The organism is Chelatococcus reniformis (genome assembly GCF_014640075.1).
Classification (GTDB): Bacteria; Pseudomonadota; Alphaproteobacteria; order Rhizobiales; family Beijerinckiaceae; genus Camelimonas; species Camelimonas reniformis.
On sequence record NZ_BMGG01000004.1, the window covers coordinates 317,107 to 340,523 of the forward strand.

The window sequence follows — 23,417 nt, forward strand, 5'->3', positions numbered from 1 at the left end:
GTCGACCGCTCACACGTCCAGGTTCGAGACGGTCAGCGCATGCTCCTGAATGAACTCGCGGCGGGGCTCCACCACGTCTCCCATGAGCTTGGCCATCAGGTCGTCGGCGTCCTGCCCGTCCTTCACCTTGACCTGCAGCAGCGAGCGGTTGTCGCGGTCGAGGGTCGTGTCCCAGAGCTGGTCCGGGTTCATCTCGCCCAGGCCCTTGTAGCGCTGCAGCGACAGGCCTTTGCGTCCGACCCCGGTGACGGCCTCGAACAGGGCCGTGGGGCCGTGAATGGGCAGGCTCTCCGTCTTCCGCAGCAGGGCGGCTGGCTGCCCGTAGACCTCCAGCAGCGAGGCCGTGCGCTCGTCGAGCCGCCGCGCCTCGATCGAGGCGAGCAGGCTGGCATCCAGGGTTGCCACCTGCTTGACGCCCCGCACGGTGCGGGTGAGCGTGAAGCCGCCGTCGCCGATGGCGCCCTGCCAACCCCGCTCGGTTTCCTCCGAGATCGCATCGAGCCGCTGCGCGATACGCTCGGCGATGGCCGCGGCGGCCTCCGGCTCGTTGTCGACGATGTGCGCCCGCATGCCGCCGGCGATGGCGGCCTGCTCCACCACCGACCGGTCGTAGCGGGTGTGCAGGGCGCCGAGCACCTGGCGCACGTGGCGCGCCTCCTCGACCAGCGCGCGCAGGTCACGGCCGCCACGCTCCTCGCCGGAGGCGAGGCGCAGCGTGGTGCCCTCCAGACCGGCGTCGATCAGATAGTCCTCCAGTGCGCGCTCGTTCTTGAGGTACTGGTGGGCCTTGCCCTTCGCCACCTTGTAGAGCGGCGGCTGGGCGATGAAGATATGGCCGCGGTCGATGATGTCCCGCATCTGCCGGAAGAAGAACGTCAGCAACAGGGTGCGGATGTGGGAGCCGTCCACGTCCGCGTCGGTCATGATGATGATCTTGTGGTAGCGCAGCTTGTCGGCGTTGAAGTTCTCGCTGCCGATGCCGGTGCCGAGCGCCAGGATCAGCGTGCCGATCTGCTCGGACGACAGCATCTTGTCGGGGCCCGCGCGCTCGACGTTGAGGATCTTGCCGCGCAGGGGCAGCACCGCCTGATACTCGCGGTTGCGGCCCTGCTTGGCCGAGCCGCCGGCCGAATCGCCCTCGACGATGAACAACTCCGACTTGGCCGGATCCCGTTCCTGGCAGTCCGCGAGCTTGCCCGGCAGCGAGGCCATGTCGAGCGCCCCCTTGCGCCGCGATAGCTCGCGTGCCCGGCGCGCGGCCTCGCGCGCGGCCGCAGCGACCACCACCTTTTCGGCCACCTTGCGGGCTGCCTGAGGGTTCTCCTCGAGCCACTGGCTCAGCGCCTCGTTGACGATGCCCTCGACCACGGGCCGAACCTCCGAGGAGACCAGCTTGTCCTTGGTCTGGGAGGAGAACTTCGGGTCCGGCACCTTGACCGAGAGCACGCAGGTGAGCCCTTCGCGGCAATCGTCGGCGGAGAGCGAGACCTTCTCCTTCTTGGTGGCGCCCGAGTTCTCCGCGTAGCCGGTGAGCTGGCGCGTCAGTGCGCCGCGAAAGCCCGCGAGATGTGAGCCGCCCTCGCGCTGCGGAATGTTGTTGGTAAAGGCGAGCACATTCTCGTGGTAGGTGTTGTTCCACCAAAGGGCGGCTTCGACGCCGATGCCGTCGCGCTCGGCCCGCACCACGATCGGCTTGTCGATCACGGCTTCCTTGGAGCGGTCGAGGTAGCGTACGAAGGCCTCGACGCCGCCCTCGTACATCAGCTCCGCGCGTCTGTGCTCGGCGTGGCGCGCGTCGGTCAGAATGATGCGCACGCCCGAGTTGAGGAAGGCAAGCTCGCGCAGCCGGTGCTCCAGCGTGTCGTAGTCGAACTCGACGATGGCGAAGGTCTGCGGCGAGGGCAGGAAGCTGACCTCGGTACCGCGCCGGCCCTCCGACGGACCCACGACGGCAAGCGCCGACACCGCGTCGCCATGGCGGAACTCCATCGCGTGCTCGTGGCCGTTGCGCCAGATGCGCAGCCTGAGCCAGCTCGACAGCGCGTTGACGACGGAGACGCCGACGCCATGCAGGCCGCCGGAGACCTTGTACGCGTTCTGGTTGAACTTACCGCCGGCGTGCAGCTGTGTCATGATGACCTGGGCCGCCGACACCCCTTCCTCGGCGTGGATGTCGGTCGGGATGCCGCGACCGTTGTCGGTGACGGTGCACGAGCCGTCCGCGTTGAGCGTCACGGTGACCTCGTTGGCGTGGCCCGCCAGCGCCTCGTCGATGGCGTTGTCGACCACCTCGTAGACCATGTGGTGGAGACCAGAACCGTCATCCGTATCGCCGATGTACATGCCAGGGCGCTTGCGGACCGCATCCAGCCCCTTCAGGACCTGGATCGATTCGGCGCCATAGGCTTCGGGATCGACGTTGGGTGCAGGTTCGGCCATCGTGTTCCTTCGCCATCAGAGCGGTGACGGCTCGTTGATTCGTCAGCCCTCAATGTAATCACTGCATCGCACATAAACCACCGCGCGCACGCGCGCGTAGTTAATATATACAGGCGCTTCGATTGGCCGCGGCCCTCGCCCGGCGGACGACCTGGGTCGGGGCGCCTCTTGCCAGCGGCCGCGGCGTCGCAACGACTGATCACGCCGCCTCTAGAGCATTTCCGCGTTTCTTCGAATCGCCGAAATGCTCTATCTGATTGTTTTGTCGCGTTTTCTTCACGCGAACCGGCGTCCACTTCGCTCGAAAACGCTCTATGCGCCGGAGCTGACGCGCCCGGGCGTGACCCGAAGGATCGCGGCGGTGGCGGGCAACTCGCCGAAGAGGGCAGGATCCGCCCCGGTCATCCACACCTGCGAGCCCAGGGCGGCGAGGGCGTCGTAGAGCGCCTGGCGCCGGCGGGGATCGAGGTGAGCCGCGATCTCGTCGAGCAGCACGAGCGGCGCGATGCCGCTCATGGCGGCCACCAGCCGGGCGTGTGCCAACACGATGCCGATCAGCAGCGCCTTCTGCTCGCCGGTGGAGCAGAGGCTCGCCGGCGTGTCCTTGGGGCCGTGGCGGACCGCCAGATCGGTTGTCTGCGGGCCGGCGAGGGTGCGGCCTGCCGCCCGGTCGCGAGCCCGGCCGTCGCGCAGCAAACGGCGGTAATGGTCCTCCACGTCGAGCGCCGGGCGGTCGGCCACCATCGCCTCGATCTCGCCGTCCAGCGTGAGCGCGGCCCACGGGAACGGCGTCGACGCTTCGTTGCGCTCGGCGGTGAGCACGGCGAGGCGGTCGGCGGCCTCACGGCGGGCCGAGGCGATCGCGACGCCGAGCTCGGCAACCTCCCGTTCGACCGCATCGAGCCAGGCGGCGTTGGGCCGGTCCTCCTCGAGCAGACGGTTGCGGCTGCGCAGGGCCCGCTCGAAGGCGTTGGCCCGGGCGCCGTGGCCGGCATCGACCGCCAGCACCAGGCGATCGAGGAAGCGGCGCCGATCGCCGGGCGAGCCGGCGAACAGGCCGTCCAGGGCGGGCGTCAGCCAGACGAGACGCAGACGGTCGGCAAAGGCGGCGGGGGTCGGCACCGGCTCGCCGTCGATGCGGCAGCGTCGCTGGGCGCCTTCGCCCGGCCCTCGCGGCTCGATGCCGGTGCCCAGCCGCGTGCCCCCGCTCGGCTCATCCAGCGTGAGCGACACCGCGAAGCCGCCGCCGCTGCCGATGCGGCTCATGTCGGCGAGATCGGCCCGCCGCAGGCCGCGGCCGGGCGAGAACAGGGAGAGGGCCTCGAGCAGGTTGGTCTTGCCGGCGCCATTCTCCCCGGTCAGCGCCACGAGGGGTGCGTCGATGGCAAGGTCGAGCCCGGGATAGCTGCGGAATTGCTGCAGCATCAGGCGGGCGACGCGGGGGCGGGCGGCACTCATGTCCATGGGCGGCGGGCGCTGGCCCGCTCCATCGCGAGGCACGGCCGCGCAGCGGCCGATAAGCCCGAGGAGCAGGTGGCGCCCCGGTGGGGCGTCAGACCCGCATCGGCATCAGCACGTAGAGCGCCTGCGCCCCCTCGCGATCCTGGATCACGGTGGGCGATCCAGGGTCGGCGAGCTTGAACAGGGCTGTATCGCCGTCGAGCTGGCCGGTGATGTCCAGCAGGTAGCGCGCGTTGAAGCCGATATCCAGCGAGGGCGCATCGTAGTCCACGTCGATCTCCTCGGTGGCGCTCCCCGAATCGGGGTTGGTGACCGAGAGCGTCAGACGTCCGTCGATCAGGGCCAGCTTCACCGCCCGGCCGCGCTCCGACGAGATCGTCGACACGCGGTCGACGGCGTCGGTGAACTCCTTCTGGTCGACGATGAGGATCTTGTCGTTGCCGGCCGGAATGACACGCTGATAGTCCGGAAACGTGCCGTCGATCAGCTTGGAAGTCAGCACCACGGACCCGATCGAGAGCCTGATCTTGATCGCCGACAGCTCCACCGTGACGTCGCCGTCGTGGCCGTCGAGCAACTTCTGGATCTCGGCGACCGCCTTGCGCGGGACGATGATGCCGGGCATGCCGTCGGCGCCCGCCGGTGCCGGGATCTCGACGCGGGCCAGGCGATGGCCGTCTGTGGCGACCGCTCGCAGCATGGTGCCGCCGTCGCTGGTCAGCGTATGCAGGTAGATGCCGTTCAGGTAGTAGCGCGTCTCCTCGGTCGAGATGGCGAACTGCGTCTTGTCGATGAGGCGCTTCAGCTCCGCGGCGGGCAGCGCGAAGCGGTGCGGCAGGTCGCCGGCCGCCAGGTCCGGGAAGTCGCCCTCCGCCAGGGCCTGCAACGAGAAGCGGGAGCGGCCCGCCCGGATCAGCATCTGGCCGGTGTCGCCGGTCGCCTCGAGGGAGACCTGCGCGCCGTCCGGCAGCTTGCGGACGATGTCGTAGAGCACGTAGGCCGGCACGGTCGTCGCGCCGCCGCTGGCGACGTCGGCCGGAAGCGTCTCGGTAACCTCGAGATCGAGGTCCGTCGCCTTCAGATTGAGCGTCCCCTCGCCCAGCCGCACCAGAACGTTGGACAGGATCGGGATCGTGTTGCGCCGCTCGACGACGCGGTGGACATGGCCGAGGGCCCTGAGCAGAGCTGTCCTCTCGACAGTGACTTTCATGACCGAACCCGTTGACGTTCTTGGAGGGCGCAAGCCGCGCCAAGCTGAAGGCGAGCGTGCATGTGGGTGGGGCGCCGAGGGCCGGCGCCTTGCCTGCACGGGGAGGCGACAATGGCGTTTCGCCCGCGCGCGCGCAAGGCCCGGCAGGCGTCCGCCGATCCTGGAAGCGGCTGCGCCGCTGGGCAATCGCCCACAATGACGTCTCGACAAGCCGGCGGCCGCAGAGGCATCATCGCGCCGCCCGCTCCCATCCGCAATGGCGGGGCGCGTGCCGGACCACGACCCCGATCGCTCGGCCCGTCGTATCGACGGGCGGTAACCTTCTGCGTCTGGAGCGTGCTCCGGGCACCACCCAAGGGAACGATGATGAGCGTGCTCGACCGCATCAAGTCCTTCGAGGATGAACTGGTGTCCATCCGCCACACCATCCATGCTCATCCCGAAATCGGCTTCGAGGAGGTGCAGACGTCGGCCCTGGTGGCCGAAAAGCTGACCAGCTGGGGCGTGGAGGTGCACCGTAGCGTCGGCGGTACCGGCGTCGTCGGCGTGCTGCGCGGGACCGGCGGCAACGCCCGCCGCATCGGCCTCAGAGCCGACATGGATGCGCTGCCGATGCAGGAAGAGACCGGGCTTCCCTTCGCCTCGACGATCCCGGGCAAGTTCCACGGCTGCGGCCATGACGGCCACACCACCATGCTCCTGGGCGCGGCCCGCTACCTGGCCGAGACACGCGCCTTCGATGGCACGATCAATTTCATCTTCCAACCGGCAGAGGAGGGGCTCGGCGGCGCCCGCGCCATGCTCGCCGACGGCCTGTTCGACCGCTTCCCCTGCGACGAGATCTACGGCCTGCACAACGCGCCGGTCGGCCCGCGCGGCAAGGTCGGCATCTGCAAGGGGCCGGCGATGGCCGGTGCAGATTTCTTCGACATCGAGATCATCGGCAAAGGCTCGCACGGCGCCATGCCGAGCCTGGGCATCGATCCGGTCACCATCGGCGCCGAGCTGGTCCAGGCGATGCAGACGATCGTCAGCCGCAACGTCGATCCGCATCAGCCGGCTGTGGTGTCGGTCACCCAATTCCATGCCGGCTCGGCCTATAACGTCATCCCCGAGCGGGCTCATCTCGGCGGGACGGTGCGCGCCTTCGACGACGGCGTGTTCGAGCTCATCCGCGCCCGCATCACCGCGCTGGCCACCCACGTCGCGGCGAGCCACGGGGCCGAGGCCAAGGTCAGCATCCGCAACATTTTCACGGTGCTCGACAACCGCGATACGCAGAGCGACGTGGCGGCCGACGTGGCGACCGACCTGTTCGGCGCCGACATGGTCAACCGCAACGAGACGCCGAAGATGGGCAGCGAGGATTTCGCCGACATGCTGCGCCAGGTGCCGGGCGCCTATGTCTGGCTGTCCGGCAATGTGTCGGCGCCGCTGCACAACCCAGCCTTCGTCTTCGATGACGGCATCCTGCCGCTCGGGGCCGCGCTGCTGGCGCGGATCGCCGAGCAGCGGGCGAGCGCCGGGGCGTAGGGCATGCCCCGGTCGGACGGGGAGGTCTGACCCGGTGACGCTTGCGCTCAGGGTTCGTGCGCCCGAAAAAGCCAAGGCCGGGTCGGGTCAAGCCTGGTCTTGGCGTCTCGCTCCCTCAGTCGAGGAGCATGCGCTTCAGTAGCTCGACCTCTTCGGACAGCGAGCGATCCTCGCCGACTGCCTTTTCGATCTTGCGCACCGCATGCAGCACCGTGGTGTGATCGCGGCCGCCGAAGCGCCGTCCGATCTCGGGCAGCGAGCGCAGAGTCAACTGCTTCGACAGGTACATGGCGATCTGGCGGGGCTTGACCACGGCCGCCGTGCGCCGTTCCGACAGGATGTCCGAGCGGGACACATTGTACCGGGTGGCGACCAGCTTCTGGATGTCCTCGATCTTGACGCGTTTGGGCTCGCGGGTGCGCACCAGATCGCGGATCGCGCCCTCGGCGGTCTCGATCGTGATCGTCCCACCGGTCAGCGTCGTGTGGGCGAGCAGGCGGTTCACCGCGCCGTCGAGATCGCGGCCATTGGTGGCGATGGCCGAGGCGACGTACTGGACCACCTCGGGCCCGACGCTGAACGACGGATTCGTGCTCCGCACGGCCGTGATGCGCGCGTCCAGGATGCGGGCGCGCAGGCCCTCGTCGAGCGCGCCCATCTCGACCACCAGGCCGCCGGCTAGCCGCGAGCGCACGCGCTCGTCCAGCGCCTCCAGATCACTCGGCGGCCGGTCCGCGGCGACGACGATCTGACGTCCGGCATCGATCAGCGCATTCACCGTGTGCCCGAATTCCTGCTGAATGGAGCGCCCCTGGATGAACTGGACGTCGTCGAGCACCAGGAGGTCGATGCCGCGCAGCTTCTCCTTGAACGCCAGCGCCGTCTGCGCCTTCAACGCCGAGACGAAGCCATACATGAAGCGGTCGGCCGTGAGATAGATGACGCGGCGGCCGCGCTGCTCCATCTCGCGCGAGATCGCCTGCAGCAGGTGGGTCTTGCCCAGGCCGACGCCGGCGTGGAGGAAGAACGGACTATAGAGCGGAACCCCACCCTCGTGGCCGGCGATGCGTTCGGCGGCAGCATGCGCAAGCGCATTCGAGCGCCCGACGATGAACTGCGCGAAGGTCAGCCGTGAGTCGAGCGGGTTGCCGACGAGATCGTCCATCCGCTGCTCCCGTGCCGTCGGTGCCGCGGGCGCGGCCGGTTCCGCGCCGCTGGGACGCGCCGGGGTCATCTGAACGGGCCGGACCGATGGCTCGGCGCAGCGCGCGGCGGTGCTGCCGGCGGCCGAGCGCACCGCCACAGTGATGCGGGCGACGTCGTTGAACTCGGTCTGGAAGACTGCACGCACCCGGTCCAGGTAGTTCGCCTCGATCCAGCTCTTCAGAAAGCGCGTCGGCACCGTCAGGTGCGCCACGCCGTCGTTGACCGTCTGCAGCTCCAGCCGGCCGAACCAGCTGGAAAAGACATCCTCACCCAGTTCCGCACGCAACCGGCGGCGGACAATCGACCAAGCCTCGCCGGGCTTTCGGTCCGACGATTCGGCAGCATCATCCGCGCGCTCGCGAACGCTAGCAGTGTGGGCTGCGCTGCTGATATCGCCCTTATACATCTCCTTGCACTCCGTTGTTTGCACGGCTGTTCGCCTCGCCCGCTCAAGCCAGTGAGACGGCGCCGCATGGTTTTGTGCATGGGTTTTCGTCGGCCGATGCCGACAAAAGCCAACTCAAGTAAGGCAGCGATATTCGGGGAGTGTAATTGGAACCTGTGGCTCGTCTGACTTAGCAGTACGAAATCAAATAGCCATCGACGTTAGAGTACGCTGAATGAACGTGCTCTTTATAGTCGCTGGACACAGGTAAATCTCCCCCACATGAGGCATTCAACGACCAAAATATTTGGTGGAAGCCTCGGTGTCGCCCGAAGTGAAGTGACATTACATGGGGGGTCCGAGCCCCGCAACAGGAATGTCCCCCGACCTCCATCCGCGCCGTCCCGGTGGATCGGGGCGGCTCGCGCCCTCGCCGCAGCGGCGCGCGCAAGCCGTTGCCCGGCCAAGTGTTTCGTTGTGGACGACAGGGTCCGCCTGCCGTTGTTTCGGCGGCGGAATCGTTCCGAACGCGTCTGGATCCGTTCGCCGCTTCTGCCGCGATTCGGTGCCTCCGCAGCGCTTTGCCCCCTAACCATCTGTTTTCTCGCGGCTTTGACTGCGCGAAACGGGACCAGTGGCGAGCGGCGTCACCGGATTGCCATGTAATCGTTGTCAAGGGTTAAAAAGACTTGTTTTGCCTCGGCTTGACAGCGCCTCGCGCCTGCAGCAGGCCGCGCCCCCCGGTGCTCGCCGGCCAGGCTGCGCCGGTGCTGTAGGCCGGCACCTATGAACTTTATCCATCGAGTCCATCGCTGGGCGTTCGGCTGCCCGGGGAATGAGGCAAGTGACCCGAACCCCGGTATGCGCAGACCGTGGGCCGTGATGTGGATTTGTGGGACAACGGGGATTGGCTGCACGCCGCCAGGGCTCCGTGACATTGACCTGAAGAGGCACGCCGGCGGCACGCTCAACGGCTCCGAGACATGTTCAACCCGTTGACCCGCCGGGCTTCTCTGCGTCCGATCCGCGGCGGCGCGAACGCGAAATGCTCGCCCCTGGAGGGGGCGGGCCGCCGAGACATGTGCGGAGGGAGGGGGTGATCTGCCGGCAGAGCCGACCGATCCGTTGCCGTCAATACGGGCAGCGCCGCGGCGCCGGCCGCCTGAGCGTGCTCCCATCGGGGCGGAACCGCCCGATCGGAAAGAAGCGCGAAAAATGCCCTAGAGCGGCGGCGGCAGGGGAGAACTGAGCCGGGGCCCCATCCCAGTCGAGGCGCCAAGCCTTACGGCGGCGGACCGGATCACGAACAGGTCGACGCGGGAGAAGGTGCGGGGGTGGGCGATCGGCGGGCGCCGCGGCGCCCGCGCCGCCGGGCCGGGGGGTGCTTGGCGTCAGGCGCCGAGCACCTTCACGCGATGGGCCAGCCGCGACACTTTGCGGGAGGCGGTGTTCTTGTGGACCACGCCCTTCTGCGCAGCGCGCATCAGCTCGGGCTCCGCCGCCCGCAGCGCGGCCGCGGCGACCGCCTGATCGCCCGCAGCAATGGCCTCTTCGACCTTCCGCAGGAAGGTACGCATGCGGCTGCGACGGTTCTTGTTCACCGCCGTGCGGGTCACGATCTTGCGGGCCGCCTTTTTGGCCGACGATGTGTTGGCCATCGCGCCGTCCTCGTTCGGTTGCAGATGCTGCCGCCGGCGTTATCGTCCGGCACGCGGGGCATCGAGCTGTTGAAAAGAAATCGGACGGCGCGAAGGCCGTCCGGGTTGGTGGCTTATAGGTGCGATCGCCGATGTCGTCAATTCTTTAGTGACATAAACTGCAGCGCGGCCAGCATGGCCGGGCGCGGCGGGTTGGCCGATCGGCCATCGGCCGTACGGCCCCGCCAAAGGAGACGGCGACGAGGAGGCACGGATGTGTCCGCGCCCGCGCCTCGCGTCACCGGCCGGCGCTTCCGCGTTCAGGCGTTCTTGAAGTCCGGCGGACGCTTGGCGACGAAGGCGGACATGCCCTCCTTCTGATCGGCCGTCGCGAACATCGCATGGAAGACACGGCGCTCGAAGCGCACGCCCTCCGAGAGGGACGTCTCGAAGGCGCGGTTCACGCTCTCCTTCGTCATCATCAGGATCGGCAGGGACATCGAGGCGATCGCCTCGGCCGCCGCGAAGGCCTCCTCCAGCAGCTTGTCGGCGGGTACCACGCGGGCGACCAGGCCGGAGCGCTCGGCTTCCTCAGCTCCCATCATGCGGCCGGTCAGGCAGAGATCCATCGCCTTGGCCTTGCCGACCGCCCGGGTCAGGCGCTGCGTGCCGCCGATGCCGGGCATGACGCCCAGCTTGATCTCGGGCTGGCCGAACTTGGCCGTGTCGGCCGCGATGATGATGTCGCACATCATGGCGAGCTCGCAGCCGCCCCCGAGGGCGAAGCCGGCGACCGCGGCGACCATGGGCTTGCGGCGAGCGGCGATGCGGTCGCCGGTGACGAAGAAGTCCTCCAGGTAGGTCGCCGGATAGGTCTTCTCCTCCATCTCCTTGATGTCGGCGCCTGCGGCGAAGGCGCGATCGGAGCCGGTGATCAGGATGCAGCCGATCGTGGCGTCGCTATCGAAGGCGTCCAGGGCCTGGTTGAGCTCAGTCATGAGCTGGGCATTGAGCGCGTTGAGCGCCTTCGGCCGATTGAGCGTGATCGCCCCGACCTTGCCGCGCGTCTCGACGAGAATGGTCTCATAGGCCATCGAATGATCCTTCCTCTCCTGATTGGGGTGACCGACTAGATCACTGGTGTCGGCCCGTCCATGGGCGTTTGGCCAAAGGCGATTGCGGACCTTGACCCCGCTCCGGTTCTAGCGCTGGCAGACGGCGCAATGAAAGGTGGAGCGCCCCGACTGCACGCTGCGGGCGATGACGCCGCGGCACGCCGGCGTCGGGCAGGGCTCGCCCTCACGGTCGTAGACGCGGAAGCGGTGCTGGAAATAGCCGAGCGCGCCGTCCGTCTGGCGGTAGTCGCGCAGGGTGGAACCGCCGGCCGCCACCGCTTCGGCGAGCACATCGCGGATGGCGCCGGCCAGCCGGTCCGCGCCTCGGGTGGGCTTGCCCGTGCGACCGGCCAGGGTGCCCGCCGCCCGCTGCGGCGAAAGCCCGGCCCGGTGCAGGGCCTCGCTCACGTAGATGTTGCCCAGGCCCGCGACCAGTCGCTGGTCCAGCAACGCGGCCTTCAGCGGCGCCGCCTTGCCGGCGAACAGGCGGGCGAGCAGGGCGCCGTCGAGCTCGTTGCCGAGCGGCTCGACTCCGAGGCCCCTGAACAGCGGGTGGGAGTCGAGTTCGCTACGCGCCAACAGCACCATGAAGCCGAAGCGGCGCGCGTCGTTGTAGACGATGCGGTGGCCCGTCGAGAGTTCGAAGCAGACGTGATCGTGGGCGCCCCGGGTCGCTGCCGTGTAATAGAAGCCGCCCGGCTCGGTGAGGCCCCCGTCCGGGCCGGCGCAAACCGGCTTGATGATGGTGAAGCGGCCGGTCATGCCGAGGTGCATGGCGAGCACCTCGCCGCCTGCGAGGTCGGCCAGCAGGTACTTGGCGCGCCGTCCGAGCGCGATCACCTCCTGCCCCTCCAGGCGCGCGACGAAGCGCTCCGGAAAGGGGAAGCGAAGATCCTTGCGGTTCAGGACGACGCGGTCGATGTGCGCGCCGACCAGCGCCGGCTCGAGGCCGCGGCGGACGGTTTCGACTTCGGGAAGCTCGGGCACAGGGGCGATGTCTGTCCACAGCCGCCGGGGGTGGTCATGGCGGCCCGCATGACACATAGCGGCTTGCGCCAGGCTTCGCTATGGTCCGCGCCGGAAGGAACGAGCGCATGACCGCCAATCGCCAAGCCCACGATGCAGCCAGCGGGGGCCGGACGCACTTCGGCTTCTCCAGCGTCGACCTCGACGCGAAGCAGACGCTGGTGGACGACGTTTTCCACAAGGTGGCCCGGCGCTACGACATCATGAACGACCTGATGTCGGGGGGGCTGCACCGGGCCTGGAAGGCCGACATGGTCGCCGCCCTGGCGCCGTCGCCGCATCGCGCGCTGCGGGTACTCGACGTGGCCGGCGGCACCGGCGATGTGGCCTTCCGCACGCTGGCGGCCGGGGGCCAACGCACCCGGGTGACGGTGCTCGACATCAACGGCGAGATGCTGACGGTGGGACGGGAGCGGGCAGGCGGCCGCTTCGGCGAACGCATCGACTTCGTGCAGGCCAACGCGGAAGCGCTGCCCTTCCCGGAGGGCTCGTTCGATGCGTATACGATCGCCTTCGGCATTCGCAACGTGCCGCGGCTGGAGGTGGCGCTGGCCGAGGCCTTCCGCGTGTTGCGGCGCGGCGGGCGCTTCCTGTGCCTGGAGTTTTCACACGTGGACCTGCCCGGCCTCGACCGCGTCTACGATGCCTATTCCTTCCATGTCATTCCGGCGCTCGGACGCCTGGTCACCGGAGAGGCCGAGCCCTACCGCTATCTGGTGGAATCGATCCGCCGCTTCCCTAACGCGTCATTGTTCACCCGCATGATCGAGGGCGCCGGCTTTGGCCGCGTGACGGCGCGATCGATGACCGGCGGCATCGTCGCCCTGCATTCGGCCTGGAAAATCTGAGCGCATGGACCCGACAGGGAACGCCGGCTCCACGGTGAGAACATGCTCATGCAGATGAGCTGCTCGTGCTGAGCGAGCTGATCTACGGCGTGCGGCTGCTCGGCGTCGGGCTGGTGCTGGCGCGCGAGGGCGCGCTCGCGGCGATCGACGCCGGCGCGCTGCCGCCGGTGGCGCGCATCGGCCTGCGCTGCGCGCGTCTCATCGAGCGACGGGGAGCGGGTGCCGACCGCGGCAGCGGCCGCGTGGCCGCGGGCCTCACCCGGCTCGGGCCGTCTTGGGTGAAGCTCGGCCAGTTCATGGCGACGCGGCCCGACGTGGTCGGGGTGCGCATCGCCCGCGAGCTTGAGACCTTGCAGGACCGCATGGCGCCGTTCCCGCAGGCCCAGGCCGAGGCGATCATCGCCCAATCCTTCGGCCGCCCGTTCGAGCAGATCTTCGCCGACTTCAGCGGGCCGGTCGGTGCCGCTTCGATCGCGCAGGTGCACAAGGCGCGCCCGGTCGGCCTGCCCAACGGCGATCTCGTCGCCGTCAAGGTGCTGCGACCCGGTGTGCGAGCCCGCTTCCAGCGCGACCTGGGTGCCATGCGCTACGCGGCGCGCGCCGTCGAACGGCTGGTGCCCAGCACCCGGCGGCTGCGGCCGCTGGAGGTCGTGGAGACGCTGGCGCGCTCGGTGACCATCGAGATGGACCTGCGGCTCGAGGCGGCGGCGCTGTCGGAGCTGGCCGAGAACACCAAGGGCGATCCCGATTTCCGCGTGCCGCGCGTCGAGTGGAGCCTCACCGAGCGCGACGTGATGACCAGCGAATGGATCGACGGCGTCAAGCTTACCGACCTCGGCGCCGTGGCCGCGGCGGGCCATGACCGGGTGGCCCTGGCGCGGGCGATCATCCAATCCTTTCTGCGCCACGCGCTGCGCGACGGCTTCTTCCACGCCGACATGCATCCGGGCAACCTGTTCGTCGACGGCGACGGTCGGCTGGTGGCGGTCGATTTCGGCATCATGGGCCGGCTCGGCTTCAAGGAGCGCCGCTTCCTGGCGGAGATCCTCTACGGCTTCATCAGCCGCGACTACATGCGCGTGGCCGAGGTGCATTTCGAAGCGGGCTATGTGCCGGCAGAGCACAGCGTCGCCGATTTCGCCCAGGCGCTCCGCGCCATCGGCGAGCCGATCCACAATCGCCGCGCCGACGAGATCTCCATGGCGCGGGTGCTGACCCTGCTGTTCGAGGTCACAGCCCTCTTCGCCATGAAGACGCGGACCGAACTGGTCATGCTGCAGAAGACCATGGTGGTGGTCGAGGGCGTCGGCCGCACGCTGGATCCGCACCTCGACATGTGGTCGACCGCCGACCCGGTGGTGCGCGAGTGGATCACCCGCAATCTTGGGCCGGTGGGGCGCCTGGAGGAGGCGGGGCGGGGCCTCGCGGGCCTGGCGGCGCGGGTGGCGGCGCTGCCCGAGACGCTGGGCCGCGCCGAACGCGTGCTCGACAGGCTGGAGGAGGCGGCCACCACCGGCTTCGCGCTGGATGCCGACACCACCGACCGCATCGGCCGGGCCGAAGCACGCCGGGCGCGGTGGAGCGCGCTTGCCCTGTGGCTGATCGTCATCCTGCTTGCGGGGTGGATGATGTTCGGCTCGCGCTAGCATGGGTATTGGCGCGGCGGCGCGCGATGGCGCAAGAGGCGCTGCGATGGTATCGCAGTTGCCGCTCTATCTCTTTGTTATCGCATCGACCCGGTGCCAAGACCGGTTTCCGGCCACGGGGCCGATGCTCTAACAGGCAGGACCTTCGGGGAGGACGATCGGTGCTGGTCGGGCGACGCATTCTGCTGATCATCGGCGGCGGCATAGCCGCCTACAAGGCGCTCGACCTGATCCGCCGCCTGAAGGAGCGCGGCGCTTCGGTGCGTTGCGTCATGACCGCGGCGGCGCAGGAGTTCGTGACGCCGCTATCGGCCGCCTCACTGTCGCAGGAGAAGGTCTTCACCGACCTGTTCTCGCTTACCGACGAGGCGGATATCGGCCACATCGCCCTGTCGCGCCAGGCGGACCTTCTGGTGGTGGCGCCGGCGACCGCCGACCTGCTGGCCAAGCTCGCCAACGGCGTTGCCAACGACCTGGCGAGCAATGCCCTGCTCGCCACCGATAAGCCGGTCCTGGTCGCGCCGGCGATGAACCCGCGCATGTGGCAGCACCCGGCGACCCAGCGCAACGCCGAGCGCCTTGCCGCCGATGGCGTGCTGTTCGTCGGCCCCAACGTTGGCTCCATGGCGGAGCGAGGCGAATCCGGCGCCGGGCGCATGGCCGAGCCGCTGGAGATCGTCGCCGCCATCGAGGCAGCCCTGCTGCCCGAGACGCCCGGCGTCTCGCAGGTGCCCTATCACAATGTCATCTATCAGAGGGCGCCAACGGGGGCCGCGCCGGGGATGGGCGAGGCGGTGGGGCGGCTGGAGCCGGCCCGGCCGCTGGTGGGGCGGCGGGTGCTGGTGACCTCCGGCCCGACGCACGAGCCGATTGACCCGGTGCGCTATATCGCCAACCGCTCCTCGGGCCGGCAGGGCCACGCCATCGCCCGCGCCGCTGCCGAGGCCGGCGCCTACGTCACGCTGGTGTCGGGCCCGGTGGCCCAGCCCGATCCGCCGGGCGTGCACGTGGTGCACGTCGAGAGCGCCCGCGAGATGCTCGAGGCGGTGGAGGTGGCGCTGCCCGCCGACGCCGCCGTCTTCACGGCCGCCGTGGCCGACTGGCGTGTGGCCGACGCGGCCGAGGAGAAGATCAAGAAGCAGGGCACCGCCGCCCCCACGCTCACGCTGGTCGAGAACCCGGACATCCTCGCGCACGTGTCGCGAATGACGAAGGGTCGGCCGGGACTGGTCGTCGGCTTCGCCGCTGAGACGGAGCACGTGATCGAGCACGCCAAGGCCAAGCTCGCCCGCAAGGGGTGCGACTGGATCGTCGCCAACGACGTCTCGCCCGAGACCGGCATCATGGGCGGCCTCTCCAACACGGTGCATCTCGTGACGGCGACGGGCGTCGACGACTGGCCCACGCTCGACAAGGACGAGGTCGCCCGTCGCCTGGTCGCCCGCATCGCCACCGCGCTCCGCCCATAGGCGCGAGACGATGACCCACCCCCCCTTGCTCCGCTTTCGCAGGCTGCCCGAGGCGGCTGGCCTGCCGCTTCCTGCCTATGCGACGGACGGCGCGGCGGGTTTCGATCTGCGTGCCGCGGTGCCGGAGGAGCCGGCGATCCGCCTCGCACCGGGGGCGAGGCTGCTGGTGCCGACCGGTTTCGCCGTGGCGGTCCCTGCGGGATTCGAGTTGCAGATCAGGCCTCGCTCGGGCCTGGCGGTCCGTCACGGGGTGACCGTGCTGAACAGCCCAGGCACCATCGACAGCGACTACCGCGGCGCCCTTTCGGTTTGCCTCGTCAACCTGGGGGAGCACCCGTTCCCGATCCGCCGCGGAGACCGGATTGCTCAGGCGGTCGTGGCGCCGGCGCCGCAGGCATCGATCGTCGAGGTCGAGGACCTCGATCGAACGGCGCGCGGGGTCGGCGGCTTCGGCTCCACAGGCGTAAGCTGAGGATCTGGCTTATCACCGTCTTCGCCGGGTGTAATTTCGGCAACGAGCCCATTATGATGGTATTTGGCAGAGGCGCGCGGAACAGGCCCTGATCGGGCGCCCGCGCCGGAACGTCCGGTCCGGGCAGAGGCGGAGACACGGGTCCATGATGTTATTGTCGCGGCGCAGCGTGCTTGCCATCGCGGCCGTGGTCGACGTGGCAATCCACGCCCGGCCCATGCCTGTCGCGGCCAAGCTCCTCGCCGGGCGCCACCAGCTGCCGCCGCGCCACCTCGAGACGGTGCTGCAAACGCTCGTCCGCGCCGGCATCCTGAAGGGCGTGCGCGGCCCGCGCGGCGGCTACGAGCTGGCGCGGGAGCGCCGGCGGATCTCCGCAGGCGACATCGTGCGCGCCGTCATGGCGGCGAGTGAAGACGAGCCGCTGCCGCCCGCGCCGGCGTCCCGGCTGGTCGAGACGGTCATCGATCCTGCGGTCAAGGCGGCGGCCGAGGCCTTCCTCGGCAAGCTCGACGAGGTCACGGTGGAGGATCTCTGCCGGGCGGCCGACACGCGAACCGTGTTCGGCGACGTGCAGGCTGCGGCCGATTTCACAATCTAGCGTGTTGATCGATAAAATTGCACGGTAGTGTTCGTCATAAGGCGGCCGCCGGCGTGGCAGTCGATCGCCGTTCGCCGACACGGGTCGGCGGCGGCGTCCAGGAGAGAGCGAAATGGCGGAACCAACGGGGAAGGCCGACGGCGGCGTGCAAAGGGCCGGACGAGGCCGGGTCTACGATTCGATCACCGACACGATCGGCGACACGCCGCTCGTGCGCCTGAGCCGTCTGGCCCGGGACAAGGGCATCAAGGCGAACTTGCTCGCCAAGCTCGAGTTCTTCAATCCGATCGCCAGCGTCAAGGACCGCATCGGCGTCAGCATGATCGAGTCGCTCGAAGCGCAAGGGCTCATCAAGCCCGGTTCGACGCTGATCGAGCCGACGTCGGGCAACACCGGCATTGCGCTCGCCTTCGTCGCCGCGGCGCGCGGCTATCGGCTCATCCTGGTGATGCCGGAGACCATGTCGATCGAGCGGCGCAAGATGCTGCTTCTGCTCGGCGCCCAGCTGGAGCTCACCCCCGGTGCCCAGGGCATGCGCGGCGCCATTGCCCGCGCGCAGGAGCTGAATGCCTCGATCCCCGGCTCGATCATCCCCCAGCAGTTCGCCAATCCAGCCAATCCGGCCATTCATCGCAGCACGACGGCCGAGGAGATCTGGAACGACACGCATGGCGAGGTCGATTTTGTCGTTTCCGGCGTCGGCACCGGCGGCACGATCACCGGGGTCGGTCAGGTGCTCAAGCAGCGCCGGCCGCAGGTGAAGATGGTCGCCGTGGAGCCCGAGGACAGCCCGGTGCTTTCCGGTGGCCAGCCGGGCCCGCACAAGATTCAGGGCATCGGGGCCGGCTTCGTGCCGGAGATCCTCGACCGCTCGATCATCGATGAAGTCATCACCGTGGGCAACCAGACGGCGTTCGACAGCGCGCGGCTGCTGGCCCGGGTGGAAGGCATTCCGGCGGGCATCTCATCGGGCGCGGCCATCGCCGCGGCCTTGGAGATCGCCCAGCGACCGGACGCGGCAGGCAAGTCGATCGTCATCATCATCCCCTCCTTCGCCGAGCGTTATCTGTCGACGCCGCTGTTCGAGGGCCTGTGAGGCAGGGGCCATCGCCCGCCGTCTCACGCGACATGGCCGGGCTTGACCCGGCCATGCATCCTTTCGAGGTGAAGTCGCGAGGACGGCTCAGCTCCGGCGGGCTTGATCCGCCCCCCCGAGGGGTGGCCGGACGAAGCCCGGCCGCGACGGATCAGCCCTCAGTTCGTCATCTTGAAGTCGTCGGTGACGACCGGTCCGAACAGGACCCAACGCTTTCCGTCGAACTTCATCATCTGGAACTGCTTGTTGATGCGCCAATCGTCGGGCGTGGTCGAGACCGTCATGCCGGGTAGCGCCAGATCGGCGGCGTAGTCCTTGATGCTCGTCGCCTGCTTCATGATGTTGGCGCGCGTGAGGTTGTCGCCCGCCTGCTGCAGGATCTGCACGAGCAGCGCGGCGGTAGAATAGCCGTAGGTGGCGATGCCGCTGTCGGCGTCCTCGTTCGGCGCCCATTTGGCCATGAATGCCTTGTACTTCTTCATGCCCGCGTCATCTGTCCATTGCGGGTCCAGCGGGTCCTTGCCGTAGTTGACCGAGACGATGTCCTTGGCGTTCTCGAGCCCCGCCGGCACCAGCGTCTGGCTGACGGGCGTGGCGTTGATGTCGAGGATGTGCAGTGCCGGCTTCCAGCCCAGTTCGGCGGCCTTGCGGATCGACTGCGCACCGAACTTCGGCGTGGTGACGTTGAAGAAGACATCGGCTCCCGATGCCTTCAGCTTCACCATCTGCGCGTCGACCGTGGGGTCGGACAGCTCATAGGACGCTTCGGCGACGATCATGTTCGCCCTTGGCCCGAGCGCGTCCTTGAGGCCTTTGACGTAGTCCTTGCCGAGGTCGTCGTTCTGAAAGAGGATCGCGATCTTGCCGTTGGGGAAATTGGTGAGAATGTATTTCGCGTAGATGTGCGCTTCCGACTGGTAATTCGGATTGAAGGCGATCGTCCACGGAAAGTTCTTCGGATCGGTGAAGCGCGTCGCTCCGGTCGAGGCGAGCAACTGCGGGACCTTTTTGTCGTTGAGATACTTCTGCACCGCGGCGTTGGGTGGCGTACCGATGATTTGGAAGGTGGCGAGCACCTCATCGCTTTCGACGAGCCTGCGTACCTGCTCCACCGTCTTGGGCGGATTGTAGGCGTCGTCGTACTGGATCAGGTTGATCTTGCGGCCGTTGATGCCGCCCTGGTCGTTGATCATCCGGATATAGGCCGCCTGGACGCGGCCGATGCCACCGTAAGCGGAGGCCGGGCCGCTCAGCGGAATGGTCTGCCCGATCTTGATCTCGGTATCGGTCGCGCCGGTGTCGTATGTTTTCTGCGCCAGCGCCGGACTTGCGAGGGCTGCACCGAACGCGAGCGCCAGTATGGCCGTCGACCTCAAAGAACTCATGCATCGTCCTCCCGGATGTGACGCGATGCTTTGGCCGCGTCATTTTGGGGAAGGCTATGCAAAAATCCGCAGCGAGGGAATGCCCCGCCGCGGAAATTTCATGGCTCTTCGACTATAGGATCAGGCTAGGCGCTCTCAGGCTGCCGCTTCCTTCGCGCGTTCCTGGCGCTTGCGCTCGTTGGGGTCGAGGTAGCGCTTGCGCAGGCGGATCGACTTGGGCGTCACCTCGACCAGTTCGTCGTCCTGGATCCAGGCCAGCGACCGTTCCAGCGTCATGCGGATCGGCGGCGTCAGCTTCACCGCCTCGTCCTTCGAGGTGGTGCGGATGTTGGTGAGCTTCTTGCCCTTGAGGACGTTGACCTCCAGGTCGTTGTCGCGGGTGTGGATGCCGACCAGCATGCCCTGGTACACCTTGACGCCGGCGTCGATGATCATCGGGCCGCGGTCCTCCAGGTTCCACAGGGCGTAGGCCACCGCTTCGCCCGCCTCGTTGGCGATCAGCACGCCGTTGGTGCGGCCGGGGATTTCGCCCTTGTGGTCCTGGTAGCTGTGGAACAGCCGGTTCATGATCGCGGTGCCGCGCGTGTCGGTCAGCAGTTCGGACTGGTAGCCGATGAGGCCGCGTGTCGGGGCATGGAAGACGAGCCGCTGGCGGTTGCCGCCCGACGGCTTCATCTCGATCATTTCGGCCCGGCGCTCGGACATCTTCTGCACCACGGTGCCGGCATATTCCTCGTCGACGTCGACGACGACCTCTTCGATCGGCTCCAGCACTTCACCGCCGGGCCCTTGCGAGAACACCACGCGGGGCCGCGACACGGCGATCTCGAAGCCCTCGCGGCGCATGGTCTCGATCAGGATGGCAAGCTGCAGCTCGCCGCGTCCCGAGACGTAGAAGCTGTCCTTGTCGGACGATTCCTCGATCTTCAGCGTGACGTTGCCCTCCGCCTCCTTGAACAGGCGATCGCGGATCATGCGGCTCGTCACCTTGTCGCCCTCGGTGCCGGCGAGCGGGCTGTCGTTGACGATGAACGACATGGTGACGGTCGGCGGATCGATCGGCTGAGCCTGGATCGGCGTGTCGACCGACGGGTCGCAAAAGGTGTCCGCCACCGAGCCTTCCACGAGGCCGGCAATGGAGACGATATCACCGGCCTCGCCCAGGTCGATCGGCTGGCGCTCGATGCCGCGGAAGGCGAGGATCTTGCTGACGCGCCCGGTCTCGACCAGCTTGCCCTCGCGGTTGATGACCTTGATGGACTGGTTGGGCTTGACCGTGCCCGAGGCGATGCGGCCGGTGATGATGCGGCCGAGGAAGGGGTTGGCCTCGAGCAGCGTGCCCAGCATGCGGAAGGGCGCGGTGTCGACCTGCGCTTCCGGCACGTGCTGCAGCACCAGGTCGAACAGCGGCGCCAGGCCCTCGTCCTTGGGCCCCTCCGGCGACAGCGCCATCCAGCCATCGCGGCCCGAGCCGTAGAGGATCGGGAAGTCGAGCTGATCGTCGGTGGCGTCGAGCGCGGCGAAGAGGTCGAACACCTCGTTGATCACTTCGCTCGGGCGACCGTCGGGCCGGTCCACCTTGTTGATGGCGACGATCGGCCGGAGGCCGATCTTCAGCGCCTTGCCGACCACGAACTTGGTCTGCGGCATCGGGCCTTCGGCCGCATCGACGAGCACGATGGCGCCGTCGACCATGGACAGGATGCGCTCCACCTCGCCGCCGAAGTCGGCGTGGCCGGGCGTGTCGACGATGTTGATGCGCGTGTCCTTCCAGACCACCGACGTGGCCTTGGCCAGGATGGTGATGCCGCGCTCCTTCTCCAGGTCGTTGGAATCCATGACGCGCTCGGCGACGCGCTGGTTCTCGCGGAAGGACCCGGACTGCTGCAGGAGCTTGTCGACGAGCGTGGTCTTGCCGTGGTCGACGTGCGCGATGATCGCGATGTTGCGGAGCTTCATAACCGGACCTGAAAGGAATTTCGTTGCAGCGCAATAACAGAAGGCCGCGTCGACGACAACGCGGCGCCCCTTCGATTACGCTGCTGGGCTGAATCGCAAGCCTATATGCGGTGCCAGGCAAGCGAGCGCAAGCCGCCGTCGCGGTCGGCGCGCGGCGTCAGCTCTGCACGGGATCGATGGTGGTGCTCCACAGGTCAGTGTCGGCCGCGTCCTTGAGCGTTACCTCCATCTGCCCCGTCGCCCCGTCGATCGCCACGTGCCCGAAGAACTGGAGGCCGGCGGCCGGTGAGGCGTTCTGCCCCTGTTCCTTGGTCGGTGCCTTGGCGTAGCGCAACTCGGGCCCGAACGTATCGTCGAGGGCCCCGGGGCCGAAGGTGCCGGCGTGCAGCGGCCCGGAGACGAACTCCCAGAACGGGTCGAACTCCTGGAAGCGGGCCTTGTCCGGGTTGTAGAAGTGCGCCGCCGTGTAGTGCACGTCGGCCGTGAGCCAGACGGCGTTGCGTACCTTCTCCCGCTTCATGAACGAGAGCAGGTCGGCCACCTCCAGCTCACGCCCGAGCGGCAGGCCGTCGCCTTGGGCGATGGCCTCCGAGCCGAACTTGCGGTCGCTGTCGTAGACGACGATGAGGCCGACCGGCATGTCGGCGGCGATCACCTTCCAGGTCGCGGTCGATGCCTTGAGCTCGCGCTTCAGCCAGGCCAGTTGCGCCGGGCCCAGGAAATGGGCGTCCGGCCCGTACTGCTCCTGACGGTTCTCGCCGTTGGGGCCGCGGTAGCTGCGCATGTCGAGCATGAACACGTCGAGGAGAGGGCCGTAGGCGATCTTCCGATAGACGCGTCCGGGCTCAGCCGGCTCGAATCGCATCGGGCTGTACTCGTGAAAAGCGCGCGTCGCCCGCGCGGCGAGCAGCATCATGTTCTTGTCGACGTAGCCCTTGCGTCGGTGCTCGGCCCGGGTCAACGGCTCGCCCGGCCACCAATTGTTGGTGACCTCATGGTCGTCCCACTGGACCAGCAGGGGGACATCCCGGTTCATGGCCAGCACGTTCCTGTCCAGCAGGTTGTACTGATAGTTGCCGCGGAACTCGGCCAGGGTCTCGGCGGGCTTGGATTTCGCCTCGGTGACGAGATTCTTCCAGACGCTGCCATCGGGCAGCGTCACCTCCGCCTTGATCGGCCCGTCGGCGTAGATGTTGTCGCCGGAGTGGATGAAGAAATCGGGCCGGCTCTTCAGGATGGTCGAGTAGATGGCCATGCCGCCGCGGCTCTCGTCGATGCCCCAGCCCTGGCCGGCGGTGTCGCCTGACCAGCAGAAGGAGACCGACCGCCGGTCGGCCGGCGCGGTGCGGAACCGGCCGACGAGAGCCTCTCCGCGAACGCTCGGCTCGGCGAGGTCCTGCGGCGTCAGCCGGTAGAAGACGTCCTGGCCGGCCGGCAGGCCGGCGAGCGCGACCTTCCCCGTCATGTCGCTCTCGGGCAGCACGTCGACGAACACCCCGTCGAACGGCTCCTTGAAGCTCTCCGTCGTTGAGAGCTCGACGAGCAGGCGTGCCGGCCGGTCGGCCCGGCCCCAGACCACCGCGGTATCGCCCGAGACGTCTCCGGATTGCAGGCCGTGGCTCAGCACCGGCCGGTCGGCCGCACGGGAGATGGCCGGCAGGGCGAGGCCGCCGGCCATGCCGACAAGGCCGGTGGCACCGCCCGCGGCCAGCAGGCGCCGGCGGGTGATCAACGGGGGGTGCGAGACGTCGGTCATGGGCTGCCTATCCTTCACGCGGGCTATTTTGCCCGCGCCACATAGAGAGACGGCGACTGCCGCGTGACGCTGGGATGACGACCGACCTCTGACGATTGACGGACGCGGCCGGTGCTATAGAAAGAGATGCGTACGGTTCCGTACCAAAGTCGGTATGGTCGGTATTGGGCCGACGC

The 23,417-nt window shown here is 68.2% G+C and carries 17 protein-coding genes; 7 read left to right on the top strand and 10 right to left on the bottom strand.

Going from position 1 to position 23,417, the window contains the following annotated elements; genetic code table 11:
- Positions 1–9: 9 nt before the first annotated feature.
- The 3 genes from gyrB to dnaN all read right to left on the bottom strand — a co-directional run bounded on the left by gyrB (position 10) and on the right by dnaN (position 5,110).
- Positions 10–2,439 (bottom strand): DNA topoisomerase (ATP-hydrolyzing) subunit B, encoded by a 2,430-nt coding sequence (gene gyrB, locus IEW34_RS12560; RefSeq protein ID WP_188609526.1) that lies wholly within the window; start codon positions 2,437–2,439, stop codon positions 10–12.
- A 312-nt stretch (positions 2,440–2,751) separates the two neighbouring features.
- Complete coding sequence (gene recF / locus IEW34_RS12565; RefSeq protein ID WP_188609527.1) at positions 2,752–3,903, bottom strand: DNA replication/repair protein RecF; 1,152 nt, start codon at positions 3,901–3,903, stop codon at positions 2,752–2,754.
- Between the two features lie 88 nt (positions 3,904–3,991).
- Positions 3,992–5,110, bottom strand: a complete 1,119-nt coding sequence (dnaN, locus tag IEW34_RS12570) for a DNA polymerase III subunit beta (RefSeq protein WP_188609528.1) — start codon at positions 5,108–5,110, stop codon at positions 3,992–3,994.
- A 366-nt stretch (positions 5,111–5,476) separates the two neighbouring features.
- Here dnaN and IEW34_RS12575 point away from each other — a divergent pair, with 366 nt between their 5' ends.
- The gene (locus IEW34_RS12575) at positions 5,477–6,643 is read left to right on the top strand and encodes a M20 aminoacylase family protein (protein ID WP_188609529.1); all 1,167 of its coding nucleotides are present in this window, start codon (positions 5,477–5,479) and stop codon (positions 6,641–6,643) included.
- Between the two features lie 115 nt (positions 6,644–6,758).
- Here the strand turns inward: IEW34_RS12575 and dnaA are convergent, their stop codons facing one another.
- The 4 genes from dnaA to mutM form a co-directional block, all read right to left on the bottom strand.
- Entirely contained in the window at positions 6,759–8,255 is a 1,497-nt protein-coding gene (gene dnaA / locus IEW34_RS12580; protein ID WP_188609530.1) for a chromosomal replication initiator protein DnaA, read from the bottom strand.
- A gap of 1,370 nt (positions 8,256–9,625) precedes the next feature.
- Positions 9,626–9,892 (bottom strand): 30S ribosomal protein S20, encoded by a 267-nt coding sequence (gene rpsT / locus IEW34_RS12585; RefSeq protein ID WP_188609531.1) that lies wholly within the window; start codon positions 9,890–9,892, stop codon positions 9,626–9,628.
- Positions 9,893–10,191: 299 nt separating this feature from the next.
- Positions 10,192–10,965: an enoyl-CoA hydratase gene (locus IEW34_RS12590; protein ID WP_188609532.1), complete on the bottom strand. Its 774-nt coding sequence runs from the start codon at positions 10,963–10,965 to the stop codon at positions 10,192–10,194.
- 108 nt (positions 10,966–11,073) lie between these two features.
- Positions 11,074–11,973 (bottom strand): bifunctional DNA-formamidopyrimidine glycosylase/DNA-(apurinic or apyrimidinic site) lyase, encoded by a 900-nt coding sequence (gene mutM, locus IEW34_RS12595; protein WP_188609533.1) that lies wholly within the window; start codon positions 11,971–11,973, stop codon positions 11,074–11,076.
- A gap of 107 nt (positions 11,974–12,080) precedes the next feature.
- On the opposite strand from mutM, the gene ubiE reads away from it, so the two are divergent.
- The 6 genes from ubiE (at position 12,081) to cysK (ending at position 18,141) form a co-directional block, all read left to right on the top strand.
- Positions 12,081–12,860 carry a bifunctional demethylmenaquinone methyltransferase/2-methoxy-6-polyprenyl-1,4-benzoquinol methylase UbiE gene (gene ubiE / locus IEW34_RS12600; protein WP_188609534.1) on the top strand — a complete coding sequence of 260 codons (780 nt, stop codon included), beginning with the start codon at positions 12,081–12,083 and terminating at the stop codon, positions 12,858–12,860.
- A gap of 65 nt (positions 12,861–12,925) precedes the next feature.
- A complete protein-coding gene (gene ubiB, locus IEW34_RS12605) occupies positions 12,926–14,506 on the top strand; it encodes a 2-polyprenylphenol 6-hydroxylase (protein WP_188609535.1) in 1,581 nt (526 codons plus the stop codon).
- Positions 14,507–14,667: 161 nt separating this feature from the next.
- Positions 14,668–15,975, top strand: coding sequence for a phosphopantothenoylcysteine decarboxylase domain-containing protein (locus IEW34_RS12610; RefSeq protein ID WP_244641948.1), 1,308 nt, complete (start codon positions 14,668–14,670; stop codon positions 15,973–15,975).
- Positions 15,976–15,985: 10 nt separating this feature from the next.
- The gene (dut, locus tag IEW34_RS12615) at positions 15,986–16,447 is read left to right on the top strand and encodes a dUTP diphosphatase (RefSeq protein ID WP_188609537.1); all 462 of its coding nucleotides are present in this window, start codon (positions 15,986–15,988) and stop codon (positions 16,445–16,447) included.
- 145 nt (positions 16,448–16,592) lie between these two features.
- Positions 16,593–17,045 carry an RrF2 family transcriptional regulator gene (locus tag IEW34_RS12620; protein ID WP_188609538.1) on the top strand — a complete coding sequence of 151 codons (453 nt, stop codon included), beginning with the start codon at positions 16,593–16,595 and terminating at the stop codon, positions 17,043–17,045.
- 112 nt (positions 17,046–17,157) lie between these two features.
- A complete protein-coding gene (gene cysK / locus IEW34_RS12625) occupies positions 17,158–18,141 on the top strand; it encodes a cysteine synthase A (protein ID WP_188609539.1) in 984 nt (327 codons plus the stop codon).
- 158 nt (positions 18,142–18,299) lie between these two features.
- Here cysK and IEW34_RS12630 read toward each other — a convergent pair whose 3' ends face one another.
- The 3 genes from IEW34_RS12630 to IEW34_RS12640 all read right to left on the bottom strand — a co-directional run bounded on the left by IEW34_RS12630 (position 18,300) and on the right by IEW34_RS12640 (position 23,241).
- Entirely contained in the window at positions 18,300–19,526 is a 1,227-nt protein-coding gene (locus tag IEW34_RS12630) for an ABC transporter substrate-binding protein (protein ID WP_188609540.1), read from the bottom strand.
- A 135-nt stretch (positions 19,527–19,661) separates the two neighbouring features.
- Positions 19,662–21,485 carry a translational GTPase TypA gene (gene typA, locus IEW34_RS12635; protein WP_188609541.1) on the bottom strand — a complete coding sequence of 608 codons (1,824 nt, stop codon included), beginning with the start codon at positions 21,483–21,485 and terminating at the stop codon, positions 19,662–19,664.
- Between the two features lie 157 nt (positions 21,486–21,642).
- Complete coding sequence (locus tag IEW34_RS12640; protein ID WP_188609542.1) at positions 21,643–23,241, bottom strand: alkaline phosphatase D family protein; 1,599 nt, start codon at positions 23,239–23,241, stop codon at positions 21,643–21,645.
- Between the last annotated feature and the right edge of the window lie 176 nt (positions 23,242–23,417).